Below are 16,658 nucleotides of genomic sequence, written 5' to 3'. Positions count from 1 at the left end.
TTTCATGTATCACGGTTTTCTACGGGTTACGCCCTTACGGCGTGTCACTTTGCAAAAGCGGCAAAGTAACCAAAACGCTTCCGCCCCCGCGTACGGCCCTCGCTTCGCTCAGGTGTCCCTCACTCCGGTCCCGCTCCGTGGGCACGCTGCGACGGGCCATCCATGGCCCGATCGCAGCTCTCCCGGCATCCATGCCGGTCGACCCACTCCGCGAAACCTCCATTCAGCCTCCCGAAGGGGCGGCAGATCAAGATCAAAAACCAGATCAAGATCTACTGCAACTGCAACTGCAACTGCAACTGCAACCGCAATCGCAACCGCAACCGCAACCGCAACTTCACGCTTTCGGCGTTAAAAATCGCGCTTGTAGAAAATATCCAGCGAGCTGGCTATCCCGCTCGCCACTTCCACATATACCCGTTTGCTCAATTTATAACGCAAGGCAATGGTGCTGGCCGGCTCAAAAACACCCACGCCATAGCGCACGCTCAATCGATCGTTGATCTTGCCACTGGCCACGACCGACGTGCTGTCTCCGCTGCCTTCTGTGTCCAGTTCAAAATCCTTGAGTCCCAGATGGTTCGCCAGGCTGGTGGTCACGCCCGAACTGCCCATCAGGCCTAACCCCAACGCAGCTTGTGCCAGCAAGTTGTCGTCTTCGCCACTGCCCGTCAGAGGGCGACCCAGAATCAGGTACGACAAGGCCTGTTCCTGACTCATGGCCGGTTCAGAGAAGATTTGCGTTGTAGGTTGCTCAGGGCTGCCGGTCAGTCGAATTCCGGCGATTACGTCATCGGTCTGGCGAATCGCTTCGATGTCCAGGTAGGGCTGATCTATCGGCCCGGTAAACAACAACCTCGCACGGCGAATGGTCAACCGCTGGCCATAAGCCCGGTAGCGACCGTTGTTCAGCCGTAACTCACCACGGGTGTCCATGTTGTTGCCAATGTGCACTTGCCCTGCGATGTCCGCGTTCAGGCCAAAGCCGCTGAAGGTCAGTAGCTCCTGCCCCACCACGACGTCGATGTCCATGTCGATCACCATGGGCGGCTCGCTCTCGGTCGCCTGCTGGCCAATAATGACGGTGTCATCCGACACCTTGACCGTCGATGGTGGTAATTCTCGTACGGTGATTTCACCTTTCGGGATGTTTACCTTACCCGCAACCAAGAGCGTGTTATCAGGTTTTAGCGTGATTCTCAGGTCAGGGGCTACGTCCAGTTTGGCGTAAGGTTCAACCGTTACAGGCAGGTTATTACCCTTGACCAGCACGTTAACGGACATCGCTTTGCCCCACGCAACGTCGCCGCTGATGCTGCCCTGCCCTTGTTTGCCGCTGGTCCAGCCGCCATTGAGCAGCGCTGTTTCACCGTTGATCACGGCGCTCAATTGCAAGTTTTCAAAGTTGGTCGGTAACTGTGGCCCGGAAATCTCACCACCGCTCAACGCGACATTGCCGTTGATATGGGGCGCGAGCAGTCCACCAGAAATAGTCCCTGAACCGTTCAACTGGCCGGTGAGTTTCTCGACCATCGGCACAAAAGGACGAATCACAGAAATATCCAGACCGCTCAGTCGGAAATTACCCGTCACCGGCTTGCTTTGGGGCAACGGATTAAGCCGTGCATTGAGCACCAGTTGGCCCAGTTTGCCGCCATTGAAGTTGAACTGAGTATCGACGCGGCTCGGGGTTAAATTGCTGGTGAGTTTCAAGGTCTGGTACGGAAAATCCAGCCACTGGCCTTTATCTTTAATCCGCAAGGTGCCACCGCTGGCATCGACCACGACCTGACCTTTCGGGCCACTGGCTGGCACGTCCAGCAGAAGGTCGGCGTTAAGTTGCCCTTGCCATTGGAAGTCTTTGGGGAACCATTGCGCCAAGCTGTCGAGAGGGAACTGCTTGAGGTGGAAGCGCAGCTTGGGATCCGGCATCAGCCGCTGATCTTCACTGCACAAACTGGCCGGGCCAGAGGTCCAGCATTGCGCGCCCAAATTGATTTTGCCATCGGCCAGTCGCTCCAGCCGCGCCGGGTTTTGCAGCACCCAATCTTGTCCACCCGCCTTCACGTCGCCGCGGGTCAGTCGGCCCCGCCAATTGTCGTTATCCAGTGCGCCTTCCAGCGCCAGCCCAAGTTGAAGCATCGGCCCTTGCAGCGCCAATTGCAGTTGCTGGCGTTTGATGTCACCGCTAGCCCCCACCGTCAATACACCCAGCTGGGTGTCACCCGCCTGAATACCGCTGCCCTTGAGGTCAAGCCGGCCACGCTGATTGCGATCCAGTATGGCGTCCAGCGTCAGGCTTTGCAGGCGATTGTCGGCAAACGCCAACTGCTGACCCTGCAGCGCTACTTTGCCCTCAGGGGCCTTGAGCGTGCCGGCCATGTCCACTCGGCCCTTAAGCTGACCGCGCAGGTCGGGCCATAACTGGCCCAAACGCGGCAGGTTCAATTCCAGCTGCGCGTTGAGTTGCTGATGCAAATTGGCCGTGCCATTGATGCGGTTATCACCCAGACGAATGTCCAGCGTGCTGACCGTCCATGCCTCCCCAGCGCCTTGCGCCTTGGCTTGCAGCAGTGCCGGCAACCCACGTAAACGCCCTTTGAGATCAAGGTTGGCGTCCAGTTCCAGCCGCTCATTTTTAAAGGAGCCTGTGCTGCGCAACGGGCCTGCCAATGTCCCCGGCAATTCAGCCACCCAATACGCCGGGTTGAGCGCACTCAAATCCAGCGCCGTATCCCACGCCACGCCGTCGGTGAACTTTACGTTAACGTGCCCCTCAGCCTTGCCCTGCCCTGCCACCAGTTTTAGCTCTGGCAGGAAGATTTGCCCCAGGTCACCACTGAATGGGCTGGCGACACTGAAAGCACCTGCCGGGCCATCCAGATCCGCCTTGAAGTTGCCCAGGTACTTGCCGTCGGTGTAAGACACTTCACCGTTGAATGTGCGCAGATCCACGTCCGGTTTGGCGATCACGGGGTACAGGTCATGCCAAGGGAACTCGAGCCAGTCGATCGTGGCTTCGGCGCTCAGCCCTTTTTGCCAATCCACCTTCCCGGCTAGCTTTAAACGCTGCTGAGCACTGGAGGTCAGGTCAAGCGCTGAAACCTGTGCGCCTTTGCTGTCCACTCGACCTTCAAGCAACACACTCACCGGGTTGTTTTCAGCAGGTAAGCTGGCCGTGCCCTTCAAGGCATAGCCGGTCTTGAGATCACCTTTGGCCGTGAGCAGCAATTGATTGAGTTGCAAGGTATCAGGCAGATCCGGGCTGGCCTTGAACGCCTCGGAGGTAATGCTCACCTGCGCGGGCAAGTTTTCCGCCAAGGGCTGAACATCGCCCTTCAGGTGGGCGTTGAGATAACCACTGCTGTCAGCCGTCAGGTTCAAGGTTGTGCGTAAATGACCCTCGACGTTCAGCGCCAGCGCCCAGGGCTGTTTGTCCGGGGATGGCAAATTGATCGTCCCCTGTAACGCCAGCGGCCAGTCACCATTGGGTTGCAACAACCCCGACAAGTTCACGCTCAGGTCTTCACGTTCGACCTTGACGGCGTCGATCTGCAAACCTTTGGCCGTCCACTGCGCCGCCATCTGCAAGCCTTTGAGCTGCTCGATACCGTTAAACAGCACGTTGCCGACTTTAATCACACCGACTTCAATGGCCAGGGGTAATTTCAGTTCCGGCAAGCTGACCGGGCCGCTGCTGCTGTCTTCGCTCGGCGGGAACTGCAGGCTGACTTGATCCGCCTGTAGCTGGTCGATGCATAAGGTCATACGAGTCAGGCAGCCAGGCGACCAGGCGAAAATCGGCCGGGTCACTTCTACGCGGCTGGTGCCTTGCTCCCACAACAGGTGATCGGCGCTCCACTGCGCACCCAGGCGGCCGTTAAAGTTGTCCACCTGCAGACCCGGTACTTGAGCCAACACCCAACGGCTGCCCGTTTGCGTACCCAAAATAACGCCGAGGCTGACAACGACCAGCAACACCAACACCAAGACGACAAAGCCGGCAATTTTCAAACCACGAATCACAGTTCAGGCCCCATCGAGAAGTGCAGTTGGATACCACCGTCATCGTCCAGCGCATGAGCCAGATCGAGTCGTATCGGGCCTATCGGCGAGATATAACGAATGCCCACGCCTACGCCCGTCTTCAAGCTGGGCAGTTCCAGATTATTGAATGCATTGCCTTGGTCAACGAACGTGGCCCAGCGCCATTTCTCTGCGAACTGGTATTGATACTCGAGGCTGCCCGTCAACATGTAACGCCCACCGATGCGGTCACCTTCGGAGTTCTTGGGTGACAGACTCTGATAGGCATAGCCCCGCACGCTTTGGTCACCGCCCGCAAAAAACCGCAAGGAAGGCGGTACTTGCTTATAGCCGTTGGTGGCGCTGCCGCCGAATTGAACTCGCCCCAGAAAACGGTGTTTTTCCCACAAGGTGGTCAACGCCTTGAATTGCACGTCACCGTGTAACAGGTTGGTGTCCGACATCAGCCCTTCTTTGGCCACTTCTATGCTGGAGGTCACGCTGTAGCCGTGGCTCGGGTCTATACGGTTATCACTGCGCACCACCGAAAAACTCACCCCCGGCAGCAGCAACGTGCTCAACCCCGAGTCATCCCCCAGGCGGTACTGTTCATGTTGCCAGCGCAGGAACACTACCCGCGTCCAGCCGTTGTCCATTTTGCTGTGCCATTCAGGGCCCAGGGTGAGCAACTTGCTCAACGTGTCGGTATTGGCGATTTCTTCGTATTGATAGCCTGCAGCAAAGCGCAATTTATCGGTCAGGGGCGGGTCAAGCGGGATGTCATACCAGGCCCCGACGTTCTGCTTGGGCTGAGAAATTTCGGACTCAAAACCATAACTGTCGCCACGGGGGTTGTCCCAATGGCGCGTCCAGCTGGCTTTGCCGCGCGGCCCCATGTCGGTCGAATAGCCCAGACCCAACGTCATGGTGCGCGGTTTACGGGTATACAAATCGACGTCAACCGGAATGACCGTACCGACGGCCGTACTTGGCGCGGCACCTACTTGTACCGTTTCAAAATAGCCACTGCTTTGCAGGTTTTGATTGAGCTCTGCAATCAGTTGGGAGTCGTAGGGAGTATCGGGTTTGAAAGGCACCAGCCGATCAAGCAAGGTCTGATCAAAGGGCGCATTGCCCGCAAATGTGACCTTCCCGAGTGTGTAACGGGGGCCGCTGTCATACACAAGGTTGATATCGGCAAACCCGCCTTTGGGGTCTACCAGCAATTCGTGCTTGAGGAATTTGCCATCGAAAAAACCATAGCGCAGCGCACGGTTGAGGATCATGCGCTTGGCGTCTTCGTAGTTGCCCTGATTGAGCACGGCGCCCGGTTTCAGGTCATCACTGGCCGGAATTTGAAAGGCCTTGAGTGATGAAGCCGGGCCTTCGACACGCACATTGACGTTGCGCAGATGCACCGGCTCGCCGGGATCAATGTTCAACTCCAAACGCGGTGGATCGCCGGCTTTAACCTCGGCATCAATGGTGGGTTGATAATAACCCAAGGCCTGGGAGGCTTTCAGGGCCTGCTCTATCGCGCCGCGCTTGAAGCGCAACAAGGCCTCCTCGTCGCGATCGCCGAGGCTGCCGATATAGCCTTCCACATTGGCCTTGAGGGCATTGTTTGCGGGTTTGACCCTGACCACCAGTTCGCTTTGGGCAAATGCCGCGCAACTGCTGATCAACAGGACAAAAGCACTGGTGAATCTTCCTGGAAACTTCATAGGCGCGGATGCTATCACGGACAAGGCTGGACTTAGAGCGCGCCACGGAGCATAAACGCGGGCTTATGCTGTTGCAGTGTGTAACACCTGAGGGTTGGCATGGAAAAATACATGCTCCACAACCGGGCCTATGGCCACCTCTCCAATCTGGACATAACCCTGACGCTTATAAAATTCCAGATAGTGTTCATTGCCGGTGTCGAGCACTACACCTTCGGAATGTTCATCCGCTGCGCACCAGTTATGAACGGCTTCCAGTAATTGCTCGCCATAGTGCAAACCCTGAAACTGCGGGTGAATTCCGAGCAGCGGTAACATATGCACGGCATCACCGGGAATGCACGCCAGCACGGCGTTATGGTAGTTCAGATAACGGCGCGTGCCACGCAGACCGGCCGTGAGCAACATGCGCAGTTGCCATGCCCAACTTTCAGTGATGCCCAGACGCCTCAGGGGCGGTGCAATCAAGGCAATACCCACCAAGCGATCATCGACCAAAAGCCCCAAGGCCGGTAAGTCCTGAAAGAAATGCTGTTTGACCAATGCCCGAATGGTTGCCCGCATCCGTCGTTCATAGCCCGGGCGACTCGCTTCGAACAGGTACTGAAACGTCGGTTCCTGACGATACGCCTGATACAGCAGCGCACGTGCTTCCTTTGAATAGCCGCTGTCCAGCATCTGAATCTGGCATGTGGCGTTCGACGCTTGTGTCATGAATGTCCCCTCGGTGGCGCCTGGATAGCGACACGTCTTAATGAGTACGAGCCCCCGAGGCGCATAACAGTTCAATCGGGGCTGCGAGTTTCCTACGTTAGCAGTGCATTTGCCCCACTGCACGCTGACCGCTAACATCGCAGTTTTATTCAGGACTGCCTGCCCATGAAAATCGTTTCATTCAACATCAACGGCCTGCGCGCTCGGCCACATCAGCTGGCAGCGCTGATCGAAAAACATCAGCCCGACGTCATCGGCCTGCAAGAAACCAAAGTCCACGACGATCAATTCCCCCTCGCCGACATTCAGGCGCTGGGTTATCACGTCTATTTCCATGGTCAAAAAGGCCATTACGGCGTCGCCCTGCTGTCGCGAAAAGAACCCCTTGAGTTGCACAAAGGCTTTGCCACCGACGAAGAAGACGCACAGCGCCGTTTTATCTGGGGCACTTTCGCCGACGAAAATGGCCAGCCCGTGACCATCATGAATGGTTACTTCCCACAGGGCGAAAGCCGCGACCACCCCACCAAGTTCCCGGCCAAACAACGTTTTTACAGTGACCTGCAACAACTGCTCGAAAGTCAGTTCAGCAATGAACAACCGCTGGTAGTTATGGGCGATATCAATATTTCTCCGCAAGACTGCGATATCGGTATCGGCCCGGACAATGCCAAGCGTTGGCTGAGAACCGGCAAATGCAGCTTCTTGCCTGAAGAGCGCGAGTGGATGGAGCGCCTCAAGGGCTGGGGCCTGGTGGACAGTTTTCGCTACCTGCACCCAGACGTCACAGACCGTTTCAGCTGGTTCGACTATCGCAGTCGTGGCTTTGAAGACGAGCCAAAACGTGGTCTGCGCATCGACGTGATTCTGGCCTCCCAAGGGCTGGTGCACCGCATCAAGGACGCGGGTGTCGACTACGACCTGCGCGCCATGGAAAAGCCGTCCGACCATGCACCTGTCTGGCTTGAATTGAGCTGAGTTGCAAGCACATTAACCTCCACCGTCATGCGCCGGTAACACACCTGACTTAAATTGCTGGCTCATTTCTGGCTCCAGGAAGGTGGCCGCTGATGCTGCGATTGATGGTGTGGATGGTGTGGATGGTGGTGTGTTCAATAACCGGCATGGCCTTTGCGAGCGACTTGCGCATTCAAGGGTCTAATACCATTGGCGCCAATCTCGGCCCGGCACTGGTGCGCGCCATGCTGGCCGAACAGGGCCTGCGCAACATTCACAGCGTGCCCGCCACGCCCCCTAACGAGCACAGCATTGTCGGCACCAACGCCTTGGGGCAGCAGGTTCGCGTAGATGTTTCGGCCCACGGTTCAGGCACCGGCTTCGCGGCACTCAACGCAGGGCTGGCGGATATGGTTGCCTCCTCACGCCCCATCAAAGACGCTGAACTGGTCGAGCTTGAGGCGCTGGGTGACCTGAAAAGCCCGGAAGCCGAACACGTCATCGCCATTGACGGCCTGGCAATCATTGTTCATCCCGGCAACCCGCTCAATCAACTCACGACAGAACAACTGGCCGACATCTTCAGCGGCCGGGTCAGCACCTGGGAAGCACTGGGTGGGGTCGGCGGGACAATTCATCTCTATGCCCGCGATAATCAGTCCGGTACCTGGGACACCTTTAAAGAGGTGGTGCTTAACCGCGCGAATCTGAGTTTAAGCCTCGCGGCGCAGCGCTTTGAGTCCAGTGAGCAGTTATCCGATGCGGTCAGCCATGACCCGCAAGCGATCGGCTTTATTGGCCTGCCGTACATTCGTGCGGCCAAAGCCGTAGCGATTGCCGATGGCCCTTCGCAACCGATGTTACCGCTCGACAGCCTGATCGCCAGCGAAGATTACCCACTGTCGCGGCGCCTGTTTTTCTATCTGCCGCCAAATAACCCGAATTCGCTGGCCCAGTCATTGATCAACTTCACCCAAAGCCCTCAAGGGCAAGCGATTGTCGCGCAGAACGGTTTTATTGCGCAGAGCGTGCAAGCCAATCGCGTAGTGGCCGGGGAACATATGCCCGAGGACTATCAGGCACTGACCAAAGAAGCTCAGCGCCTGTCTGTCAATTTTCGATTTGAAGAAGGTAGCGCGACACTCGACAACAAGGCCCGCCAGGATTTGGTCCGTGTAGTCGACTATTTGAGAACCCATGACAAGCTCACTCAACACATCACCTTGGTAGGTTTTGGCGATGCCAAAAACGACACTGAGCGCGCGCAACTGTTGTCGAAACTGCGGGCGATGACCGTGCGCCGTGAGCTGGTCAAAAGCGGCGTCGTATTACGTGAAATTCGTGGCTACGGCGCGCAAATGCCTGTGGCCGATAACGCCGAGGATGAAGGCCGCCTCAAAAACCGTCGCGTTGAGGTGTGGGTGTATTAAGCCCATGGGGGGTGGCTAAGTTTGACCCAGCGACGCGGCTTGCAATGAAACGGCAACAGACCCTAGGCGTACTTGTCCAGTTCCAGCTTGCCGACTGCTGCTCTGTGAACTTCGTCCGGGCCATCGGCCAGTCGTAACGTGCGCTGCATGGCATACATGTAAGCCAGCGGCAAATCCCCAGAAACCCCCGCCCCACCATGCATCTGAATGGCTCTATCAATCACCTTCAACGCTACATTCGGCGCGACCACTTTGATCTGCGCAATTTCACTGCGGGCGACTTTGTTCCCGACCGTGTCCATCATGTACGCCGCCTTGAGCGTCAACAGCCGCGCCATGTCGATCTCCATTCGCGAGTCGGCAATCTTGTCGATATTGCCCCCCAATCGAGCCAGCGGTTTGCCGAACGCATGACGCGCCAGCGAACGTTCACACATTAATTGCAACGCACGCTCAGCCATGCCAATCGAACGCATGCAGTGATGTATACGCCCCGGGCCAAGACGACCTTGAGCAATTTCAAAACCTCGCCCCTCACCCAGAAGTACGTTTTCGTACGGCACCCGGACATTATCGAACAGGACTTCGGCATGACCATGGGGCGCATCGTCATAACCAAACACCGGCAACGGGCGCACGACTTTTACCCCCGGTGTATCGACCGGCACCAGAATCATTGAGTGCTGTTGGTGGCGAGGGTTTCCAGGGTTGCTCAGGCCCATAAAAATCAGGATTTTACAGCGAGGGTCACAGGCGCCCGAGGTCCACCATTTACGGCCATTGATCACCCAATGGTCGCCATCACGCAGCGCCCGAGCGGCCATATTGGTTGCATCGGATGAAGCCACATCAGGTTCAGTCATCGCAAACGCCGAGCGAATGTCCCCGGATAGCAACGGCTCAAGCCACTGCTGTTTTTGCGCCTCACTGGCGTAACGCACCAGCACCTCCATATTCCCGGTATCAGGAGCCGAGCAATTAAATGGCTCCGAGCCGAGCATCGAGCGCCCCATGATTTCGGCCAATGGTGCGTATTCCAGATTGCTCAGTCCCGCCCCTGCTTCAGACCCCGGCAGAAACAAGTTCCATAACCCTTGCGCTTTAGCCTTGCGTTTAAGGTCCTCCATGATCGCAGTCGGTTGCCAGCGATCTCCCTCAGCCACCTGCTGTTCGAAAATGGCTTCTGCCGGGTACACATGGGTGTCCATAAATGCCGTCACACGCTCGCGCAACGCTTGAACTTTCGGGGAATAAGCGAAATCCATTGAGGGTTACCTGTTACCGGGAAGACTGGAATAAGTACTCGCCGATGCTAGATCAGCCTTGCTTCATTTGCGTTGTCTATTTACAGCGTGTATTACCATTCATAAGCAATATAGTTTTGCGACCTCGTATGACCCGATAACAAGAGCGAAGCGCCATGAACCTGAACAAGGTCGATCTCAATCTGTTTGTCGTCTTTGACGCGATTTACACCGAAGCCAACCTGACGCGCGCGGGCCAAATACTGGGAATTACTCAGCCTGCAGTGTCCAACGCACTGGCCCGCTTGCGCGAAAGCTTCAACGACCCGTTGTTTGTGCGCACCGCTCAAGGCATGGTGCCCACGCCTATGGCTCAGAACATCATCAGCCCGGTGCGCAGCGCATTGGCCCTGCTGCGTGTGTCGGTGCAAGAAAGTCGGATTTTCAATCCGTTGCAAGCCAGCAAAACATTTCGGATCAGCATGACTGACCTGTCTGAGGCGGTGATCCTGCCGCCCTTGTTTCAACGTTTGCGTCGCCAGGCACCTGCCGTCGTGGTTGATAGCTTCCTCGCCCACCGGCGCGAAACCACCAGCGATCTGGCCGCGGGGCGACTGGATTTCGCCGTGGATGCACCGCTCAATACCGACCCGCAAGTGCGTCACGTCAAGTTGATGGAAGATCGTTACGTGTGCGCAATGCGCCAAGGGCATCCATTTGCCGGCAAACCCAAAATCAGCCTCGATGAGTACTTGGCGCTGACCCACATCCACATTTCGACGCGACGTAACGGCCTGGGCCAAGTCGACCTGGCACTCGGAAAAATCGGTCGCCAACGCAAAATCACACTGCGCTCGCAACACTATCTGATGGCGACCAATGTGCTGCAGCAAACCGATATGGTGATGACAGTGCCCGAGCGCTTTGCACGGCGCCACGCCTTGCATTTTGTGGCGTTGCCCCTCCCTGAGCTGCCCAATGTAGAAACCCATTTGTACTGGCATGAAAGCACCGAACAAGACCCGGCCAATCGCTGGATGCGTGAGCAATTGATCGAGGTATGCCAGCAGCAGATTGCGCTGGAAAATAAATCCGCCAATGCCAGTGCGCTTGACGTAAACGTCAAGCAGCCAGTAGCTTAAGCCCAAGATGAATCAAGAGCGCGCCCATGAGCAGCCAGACGTACAGTATTTCCGACCTGGCCCGTGAGCTGGACATCACCACCCGCGCCATCCGTTTTTATGAAGAGCAAGGCTTGCTCTCCCCTGAGCGACGCGGCCAGGAACGAGTGTATTCGGCCCGCGACAAAGTCAGCCTGAAGCTGATATTACGCGGTAAACGCATCGGCTTTTCACTGGCCGAGTGCCGCGAATTGATCGAGCTTTACGACCCCGCCCAGGGCAATCAAAAACAACTGAACAGCATGCTGGCAAAAATTGCCGAGCGCCGTGAACAACTGGAGCAACAGTTGCTGGACATACAGCAAATGCAGCTTGAGCTGGACACTGCCGAAGAGCGCTGCCTCCAGGCATTGGAGCAGACCATTAAAAGCCAGGATGCAAGCTGACGGCACATGCAGCCATGTGCTGACCCACACCTCTCTCTGTCTACACGGTGACCCCATGAACCTCCCCACCCATGTGCGCCTGGTTGAAGTTGGCCCTCGCGACGGCCTGCAAAATGAAGCTCAACCCATTAGCGTGGCGGACAAGGTGCAACTGGTTGATGCACTGACGGAGGCGGGCTTGAGTTATATCGAAGTCGGCAGCTTTGTCTCGCCCAAGTGGGTGCCGCAAATGGCGGGCTCGGCAGATGTGTTCGCGCGCATTCAGCGCAAACCGGGCGTGGTCTACGGTGCTTTGGCGCCCAATCTGCGCGGTTTCGAGGATGCTGTGGCCGCAGGCGTCAAAGAAGTAGCCGTGTTTGCTGCCGCCTCCGAGGCCTTTTCACAACGCAATATCAATTGTTCAATCAGCGAAAGCCTGGCGCGCTTCGAGCCCATCCTCGAGGCTGCCCGCCAACAGGGTGTCCGCGTGCGTGGCTACGTGTCCTGTGTGCTGGGTTGCCCTTATGAAGGCCAGGTCAGCGCGCAACAGGTAGCGGCTGTTGCCAAAGAACTCTACGCCATGGGCTGTTACGAAGTTTCACTGGGGGACACTCTCGGTACCGGAACCCCAACGGCTACTAGGGCAATGTTCGAAGCGGTCACGGCATACGTCCCTCGTGAAAAACTCGCCGGTCACTTCCATGACACCTACGGTCAGGCGCTCGTCAACATCTACGCCAGCTTGCAGGAAGGCATCAGCGTCTTCGACAGTTCAATTGCGGGGCTGGGCGGCTGCCCTTACGCGAAAGGCGCCAGCGGTAACGTCGCCACCGAAGATGTGCTGTATATGCTCAACGGGATGGGTATCGACACCGGCGTGGACATGGACAAGCTGCTGCTGGCCGGAGAGTACATCTGCAAGGTTCTGGGCCGTGTTACGGGGTCACGGGTGGCCAAAGCACGACTGGGCTGAAAAGTGTGGCGCAGTGTTACCGCACGCGCCTGCAAACGAGTAACACGGAAACAAACCGGCCCACACAAAGGCCGGTTTTTTTTCGAAATTTTCCCAACCCATTGATTTTTATAGCTTTTAAAAAGTTGGCACGGCTCCTGCTATCTCTATGGCATAACAAGAATAAAAAATGCAGCAACACAATAAAAACAATACGAAACGACTCTGACATAACAAAAACAACACGGCAGAGACGCAGCTAACAGATTTTTTTGGAGAAGGTTTACTTTTCCGGGGAGCTTAAGAGCCACCTCGCAACCGGGCAGAGAACAATAAAACTACCCTCAGGTAGCACCCGTTCAGGTTGGATCACAGGTTTGATAGCCGGTGATAAAAGTGGATCAGCGCTCAAAAAAATACGTTTGCTCTTGACCCTGAATGGGGTCGCACACAACGCAGCAAAGGGTGAGTTCCAAAAACAACAATACACCGCCCTTCGATAATAAAAACAGTGCAAGCATCGACACATTAAAGGGGAGCTTCGGCTCCCCTTCGTGCTGAGTAAAATTCATGCACTGGAGGGAGCGAGCGCACGATAACCCCCCCCCACCGGGCTTAATAGGCTCTTAGCGAGTATTTACCGAGGTATTCATAACCCCAGCAAAATTCAAATAATAGCTTCCATCAATGCTATAAGAACGGATATCAGTCATGTGTGGAAACACCGTTACGGATTTATCACCAATATCGAACGTTTCGGCAGGCAACTCAAATAGAAATTCATCAATGTCGCCGACCACGTCTGTGACATTACTCACCATTGCGCCCCCAACTTCAGACGCAATCATTTTTGCCAAGCCCGGAATCAGGTTCTCATACAGAGCCGCCCACTGATTGTTTGCCACAAGATCAAAACCGGGGAAATGGGTCTCGTCGTACTTGATCCTGATTGTTTTATCTTCCGCCACGAACACCTTAAGACGCACATCAAGAGGCGCTTTAAAATCGACTGACCATTCAGGGTCAAATCCAGGTACGTCGGCTCTTACGCGGCCGCCCAATTCAACCATCAATGCAAGGTAATCATCCTCCATTTCCAGGTTAAAACTCAGCAGGCGAATAAGTGCACCCTCTTCAGCAAATTCTTTGGGCATCGGATCCCAGAACTTTTCTGTGATCACTGTCTCCAAAAGATGATGGCTTATTTGAACACGAAAAACATCATCATATTCACCTCGTTCTGACTCGACCGACTCGTGCAGCCCTAAGACACGCGGCTCATTATCGCCCAATGTGTGCTGGGCAATATTGTTGCGAAAATAAAATGATCGAAGAGCAAAACCGGTAGCCGCGGGCGCATTATATGGAAAAGAATGTATATACATCGGTGGCATTGTCGTGAAAAAATCAGGAACATTCCGAGGAATCAGGACTACAGAAAGAATTTTATTTATCACACTTATAACATCACTCATCTTGTTCTCGAGTACAATCAGCAGAAACTCGTCGTTAGGGAAAAGTTGAATGTATGGCGACCCAGAAAATTTCAGATAATACCCATTTGATTTTTCAAAGAAATACAAATGATCATGTAGGTAAACGACGGCACCTGCTGTCTTTTTACCCTCCACTTCCACACTGATAACCAAATAACATACCATCTCAGGCGAAGCTTTTGGACTAATTAATTCAGGTTCTTCAGACAACTCCCACGTCAGCGTAGCACCCAACTCTTCATCAAAGAGAGTGCCACGTAGCTCGGATTTAATTTTAGGGAAAATATCTGCAAAGCATCGATTAATAAATGCATTAGGCAACCTGATTGCATAATCCGCTGCGGGGTCATCTGATGCATGCACGACGGGTTGGTTGTCACACTGATTATCTAACATCTTATAATTCCTGACTTAAGGTTTGCTTTGGGTTCAATAAATCTACGTCAGGTCAAAAAATATTCTTAAAACGTCAGTACCAGTACTCTCAAGTAAGACAGTAAAAACAGAAATCTACTACAGCACTCACTACTCACTTCCCCCCCCCGCATTGCGGATCTCCCAAAGCCTCACTTCGAGAGGACCCGGTCTGCACATAACCCCTTTTCGGGCACAGCAGGTTTGATGAAGGCTCAGGTCAAGCAGGTCATCCTTGATCAATACAAACGTCAGGGCCACCCTTACTACTCCAGCGCCCGCTTGCGGGATGACGCCATCATCGACCCCGTCCAAACCCGCAAAGTTTTGGAACTGGGTTTGTCGGCTGCATTGAACGCACGGATAGAACCCACCCGCGTCGGTGTGTTTCGAATGTGAGTAGCACAGGGCTTTTGCTTGACACCCCAGGCATTAAGGGACGACGGACATGATCGAATTTACCATCCTCGAACTGCACGCCGACCCTAGGGGTTTCGCCACCTTGTGGCTGAGTCGCACGCCAAAGAATAATGCCTTCAATGCCGACATGATCCTCTAGCTGAATACCGTATAAAGCGATCCCCGCCTGCGTTTTCTGGTTTAGCGCGGACGGGCAAACATTTTAGCGCCGGTGTCGATCTGGCCTGATGCAGCAATCGCCCGAACTGCCTTAATAGGCTCTTAGCGTGTATTTACCGAGGTATTCATAACCCCAGCAAAATTCAAATAATAGCTTCCATCAATACTATAAGAACGGATATCAGTCATGTGTGGAAACACCGTTACGGATTTATCACCAATATCGAACGTTTCGGCAGGCAACTCAAATAGAAATTCATCAATGTCGCCGACCACGTCTGTGACATTACTCACCATTGCGCCCCCAACTTCAGATGCAATCATTTTTGCCAAGCCCGGAATCAGGTTCTCATACATACTCGCCCAGTCGTTGTTAGCCACAAGATCAAAACCGGGGAAATAGGTCTCGTCGTACTTGATCCTGATTGTTTTATCTTCCGCCACGAACACTTTAAGACGCACATCAAGAGGCGCTTTAAAATCCACTGACCATTCAGGGTCATACCATCCAGATACATCAGCTCTTACGCGGCCGCCCAATTCAACCAACAATGCAAAGTAATCATCCTTCATTTCCAGGTTAAAACTCAGCAGGCGAATAAGTGCACCCTCTTCAGCAAATTCTTTGGGCATCGGATCCCAAAACTTTTCCGTGATCACTTTCTCCAAAAGCTGATGGCTTATTTGAACACGAAAAACATCATCATATTCACCTCGCTCTGACTCGACCGACTCGTGCAGCCCTAAGACACGCGGCTCAATATCGCTCAATGTTTGCTGGGCAATATTGTTGCGAAAATAAAATGATCGAAGAGCAAAACCGGTAGCCGCGGGCGCATCAAATGGAAAGGATTGTATATACATCGGTGGCATTGTCGGGAAAAAACCAGGAACATCCCGAGGGATCAGGACTACACCAAGAATTTTATTTAGCACACTTATAACATCACTCATCTTGTTCTGAAGTACAATCCGCAGAAAAGGGTCGTCAGGGGTAAGTTCAATGTATGGCCCCTCATAAAATTTCAGTAAATACCCATTTGATTTTTCAACAAAATACAAACCATCATGTAGATAAACGACGGCTGATGCTGTTTTCTTACCCTCCACTTCCACACTGATAACCAAATAACATATCAACTCAGGTAAAGTAATCGGACTAATAAATTCAGGCTCTTCAGACAACTCCCACGTCAGCGTAGCACCCAACTCTTCATCAAACAGAGTGCCACGTAGCTCGGATTTAATTTTAGGGAAAATATCTGCAAAGCACCGATTAATAAATGCATTAGGCAACCTGATTGCATAATCCGCTGCGGGGTCATCTGATGCATGCACGACGGTTTGTTTGTCACACTGATTATCTAACATCTTATAATTCCTGACTTAAGGTCTGCTTTGGATTTAATAAATCTACGTCAGGTCAAAAAATATCCTTAAAACGTCAGTACCAGTACTCTCAAGTAAGACAGTAGAAACAGAAATTTACTACAGCACTCACTACTCACTTCCCCCCACATTGTGGATCTCCCAAAGCCTCACTGCGAGAGGACCGGGTCTGCACATAACCCCTTTT

The 16,658-nt window shown here is 54.2% G+C and carries 11 protein-coding genes and 2 pseudogenes; 7 read left to right on the top strand and 6 right to left on the bottom strand.

What is annotated here, in order from left to right:
* Positions 1–351: 351 nt before the first annotated feature.
* The 3 genes from FJD38_RS18850 to FJD38_RS18840 all read right to left on the bottom strand — a co-directional run bounded on the left by FJD38_RS18850 (position 352) and on the right by FJD38_RS18840 (position 6,464).
* On the bottom strand, positions 352–4,026 hold the full coding sequence (locus FJD38_RS18850; protein ID WP_146386855.1) for a translocation/assembly module TamB domain-containing protein: 3,675 nt from the start codon (positions 4,024–4,026) through the stop codon (positions 352–354).
* Positions 4,023–5,750 (bottom strand): autotransporter assembly complex protein TamA, encoded by a 1,728-nt coding sequence (locus tag FJD38_RS18845; protein ID WP_122784918.1) that lies wholly within the window; start codon positions 5,748–5,750, stop codon positions 4,023–4,025. The genes FJD38_RS18850 and FJD38_RS18845 overlap by 4 nt, the downstream gene beginning before the upstream one ends.
* 63 nt (positions 5,751–5,813) lie before the next feature.
* Complete coding sequence (locus FJD38_RS18840; protein WP_146386853.1) at positions 5,814–6,464, bottom strand: GNAT family N-acetyltransferase; 651 nt, start codon at positions 6,462–6,464, stop codon at positions 5,814–5,816.
* Positions 6,465–6,629: 165 nt separating this feature from the next.
* Here FJD38_RS18840 and xthA point away from each other — a divergent pair, with 165 nt between their 5' ends.
* Entirely contained in the window at positions 6,630–7,442 is an 813-nt protein-coding gene (xthA, locus tag FJD38_RS18835) for an exodeoxyribonuclease III (protein ID WP_146386851.1), read from the top strand.
* Positions 7,443–7,534: 92 nt separating this feature from the next.
* Entirely contained in the window at positions 7,535–8,851 is a 1,317-nt protein-coding gene (locus FJD38_RS18830) for a substrate-binding domain-containing protein (RefSeq protein ID WP_146386849.1), read from the top strand.
* Between the two features lie 62 nt (positions 8,852–8,913).
* On the opposite strand, the gene FJD38_RS18825 is transcribed toward FJD38_RS18830, so the two are convergent.
* Positions 8,914–10,116: an acyl-CoA dehydrogenase gene (locus FJD38_RS18825; protein ID WP_146386847.1), complete on the bottom strand. Its 1,203-nt coding sequence runs from the start codon at positions 10,114–10,116 to the stop codon at positions 8,914–8,916.
* A 155-nt stretch (positions 10,117–10,271) separates the two neighbouring features.
* On the opposite strand from FJD38_RS18825, the gene FJD38_RS18820 reads away from it, so the two are divergent.
* The 3 genes from FJD38_RS18820 to FJD38_RS18810 are packed head-to-tail and all read left to right on the top strand — an operon-like array spanning position 10,272 to position 12,614.
* Positions 10,272–11,237: a LysR family transcriptional regulator gene (locus FJD38_RS18820; RefSeq protein WP_122784923.1), complete on the top strand. Its 966-nt coding sequence runs from the start codon at positions 10,272–10,274 to the stop codon at positions 11,235–11,237.
* 26 nt (positions 11,238–11,263) lie between these two features.
* A complete protein-coding gene (locus FJD38_RS18815; protein ID WP_122784924.1) occupies positions 11,264–11,662 on the top strand; it encodes a MerR family transcriptional regulator in 399 nt (132 codons plus the stop codon).
* Between the two features lie 55 nt (positions 11,663–11,717).
* Positions 11,718–12,614, top strand: coding sequence for a hydroxymethylglutaryl-CoA lyase (locus FJD38_RS18810; RefSeq protein ID WP_146386845.1), 897 nt, complete (start codon positions 11,718–11,720; stop codon positions 12,612–12,614).
* A gap of 605 nt (positions 12,615–13,219) precedes the next feature.
* Here the strand turns inward: FJD38_RS18810 and FJD38_RS18805 are convergent.
* Positions 13,220–14,485, bottom strand: coding sequence for a hypothetical protein (locus FJD38_RS18805; protein WP_146386844.1), 1,266 nt, complete (start codon positions 14,483–14,485; stop codon positions 13,220–13,222).
* Positions 14,486–14,716: 231 nt separating this feature from the next.
* Between FJD38_RS18805 and FJD38_RS18800 the strand changes: the two are divergent.
* Both FJD38_RS18800 and FJD38_RS18795 read left to right on the top strand, forming a co-directional pair.
* Positions 14,717–14,902, top strand: a pseudogene (locus tag FJD38_RS18800) (methylcrotonoyl-CoA carboxylase); the annotation flags it as partial.
* A 49-nt stretch (positions 14,903–14,951) separates the two neighbouring features.
* Positions 14,952–15,056 (top strand): annotated as a pseudogene (locus tag FJD38_RS18795) (gamma-carboxygeranoyl-CoA hydratase); the annotation flags it as partial.
* 128 nt (positions 15,057–15,184) lie between these two features.
* Here FJD38_RS18795 and FJD38_RS18790 read toward each other — a convergent pair.
* On the bottom strand, positions 15,185–16,453 hold the full coding sequence (locus FJD38_RS18790) for a hypothetical protein (protein ID WP_146386842.1): 1,269 nt from the start codon (positions 16,451–16,453) through the stop codon (positions 15,185–15,187).
* Positions 16,454–16,658 lie beyond the last annotated feature (205 nt).

Origin of the sequence: Pseudomonas saxonica (assembly GCF_007858365.1) — a bacterium.
GTDB lineage: Bacteria > Pseudomonadota > Gammaproteobacteria > Pseudomonadales > Pseudomonadaceae > Aquipseudomonas > Aquipseudomonas saxonica.
Note: the sequence above shows the minus strand (reverse complement) of the source record. Positions and strands in the feature narration are given on the sequence as shown.

Coding starts and splice junctions, on each gene's coding strand:
- FJD38_RS18845 (WP_122784918.1), bottom strand. CDS start 5,750: ATGAAGTTTCCAGGAAGATTCACCAGTGCTTTTGTCCTGTTGATCAGC.
- FJD38_RS18840 (WP_146386853.1), bottom strand. CDS start 6,464: ATGACACAAGCGTCGAACGCCACATGCCAGATTCAGATGCTGGACAGC.
- xthA (WP_146386851.1), top strand. CDS start 6,630: ATGAAAATCGTTTCATTCAACATCAACGGCCTGCGCGCTCGGCCACAT.
- FJD38_RS18830 (WP_146386849.1), top strand. CDS start 7,535: ATGCTGCGATTGATGGTGTGGATGGTGTGGATGGTGGTGTGTTCAATA.
- FJD38_RS18825 (WP_146386847.1), bottom strand. CDS start 10,116: ATGGATTTCGCTTATTCCCCGAAAGTTCAAGCGTTGCGCGAGCGTGTG.
- FJD38_RS18820 (WP_122784923.1), top strand. CDS start 10,272: ATGAACCTGAACAAGGTCGATCTCAATCTGTTTGTCGTCTTTGACGCG.
- FJD38_RS18815 (WP_122784924.1), top strand. CDS start 11,264: ATGAGCAGCCAGACGTACAGTATTTCCGACCTGGCCCGTGAGCTGGAC.
- FJD38_RS18810 (WP_146386845.1), top strand. CDS start 11,718: ATGAACCTCCCCACCCATGTGCGCCTGGTTGAAGTTGGCCCTCGCGAC.
- FJD38_RS18805 (WP_146386844.1), bottom strand. CDS start 14,485: ATGTTAGATAATCAGTGTGACAACCAACCCGTCGTGCATGCATCAGAT.
- FJD38_RS18790 (WP_146386842.1), bottom strand. CDS start 16,453: ATGTTAGATAATCAGTGTGACAAACAAACCGTCGTGCATGCATCAGAT.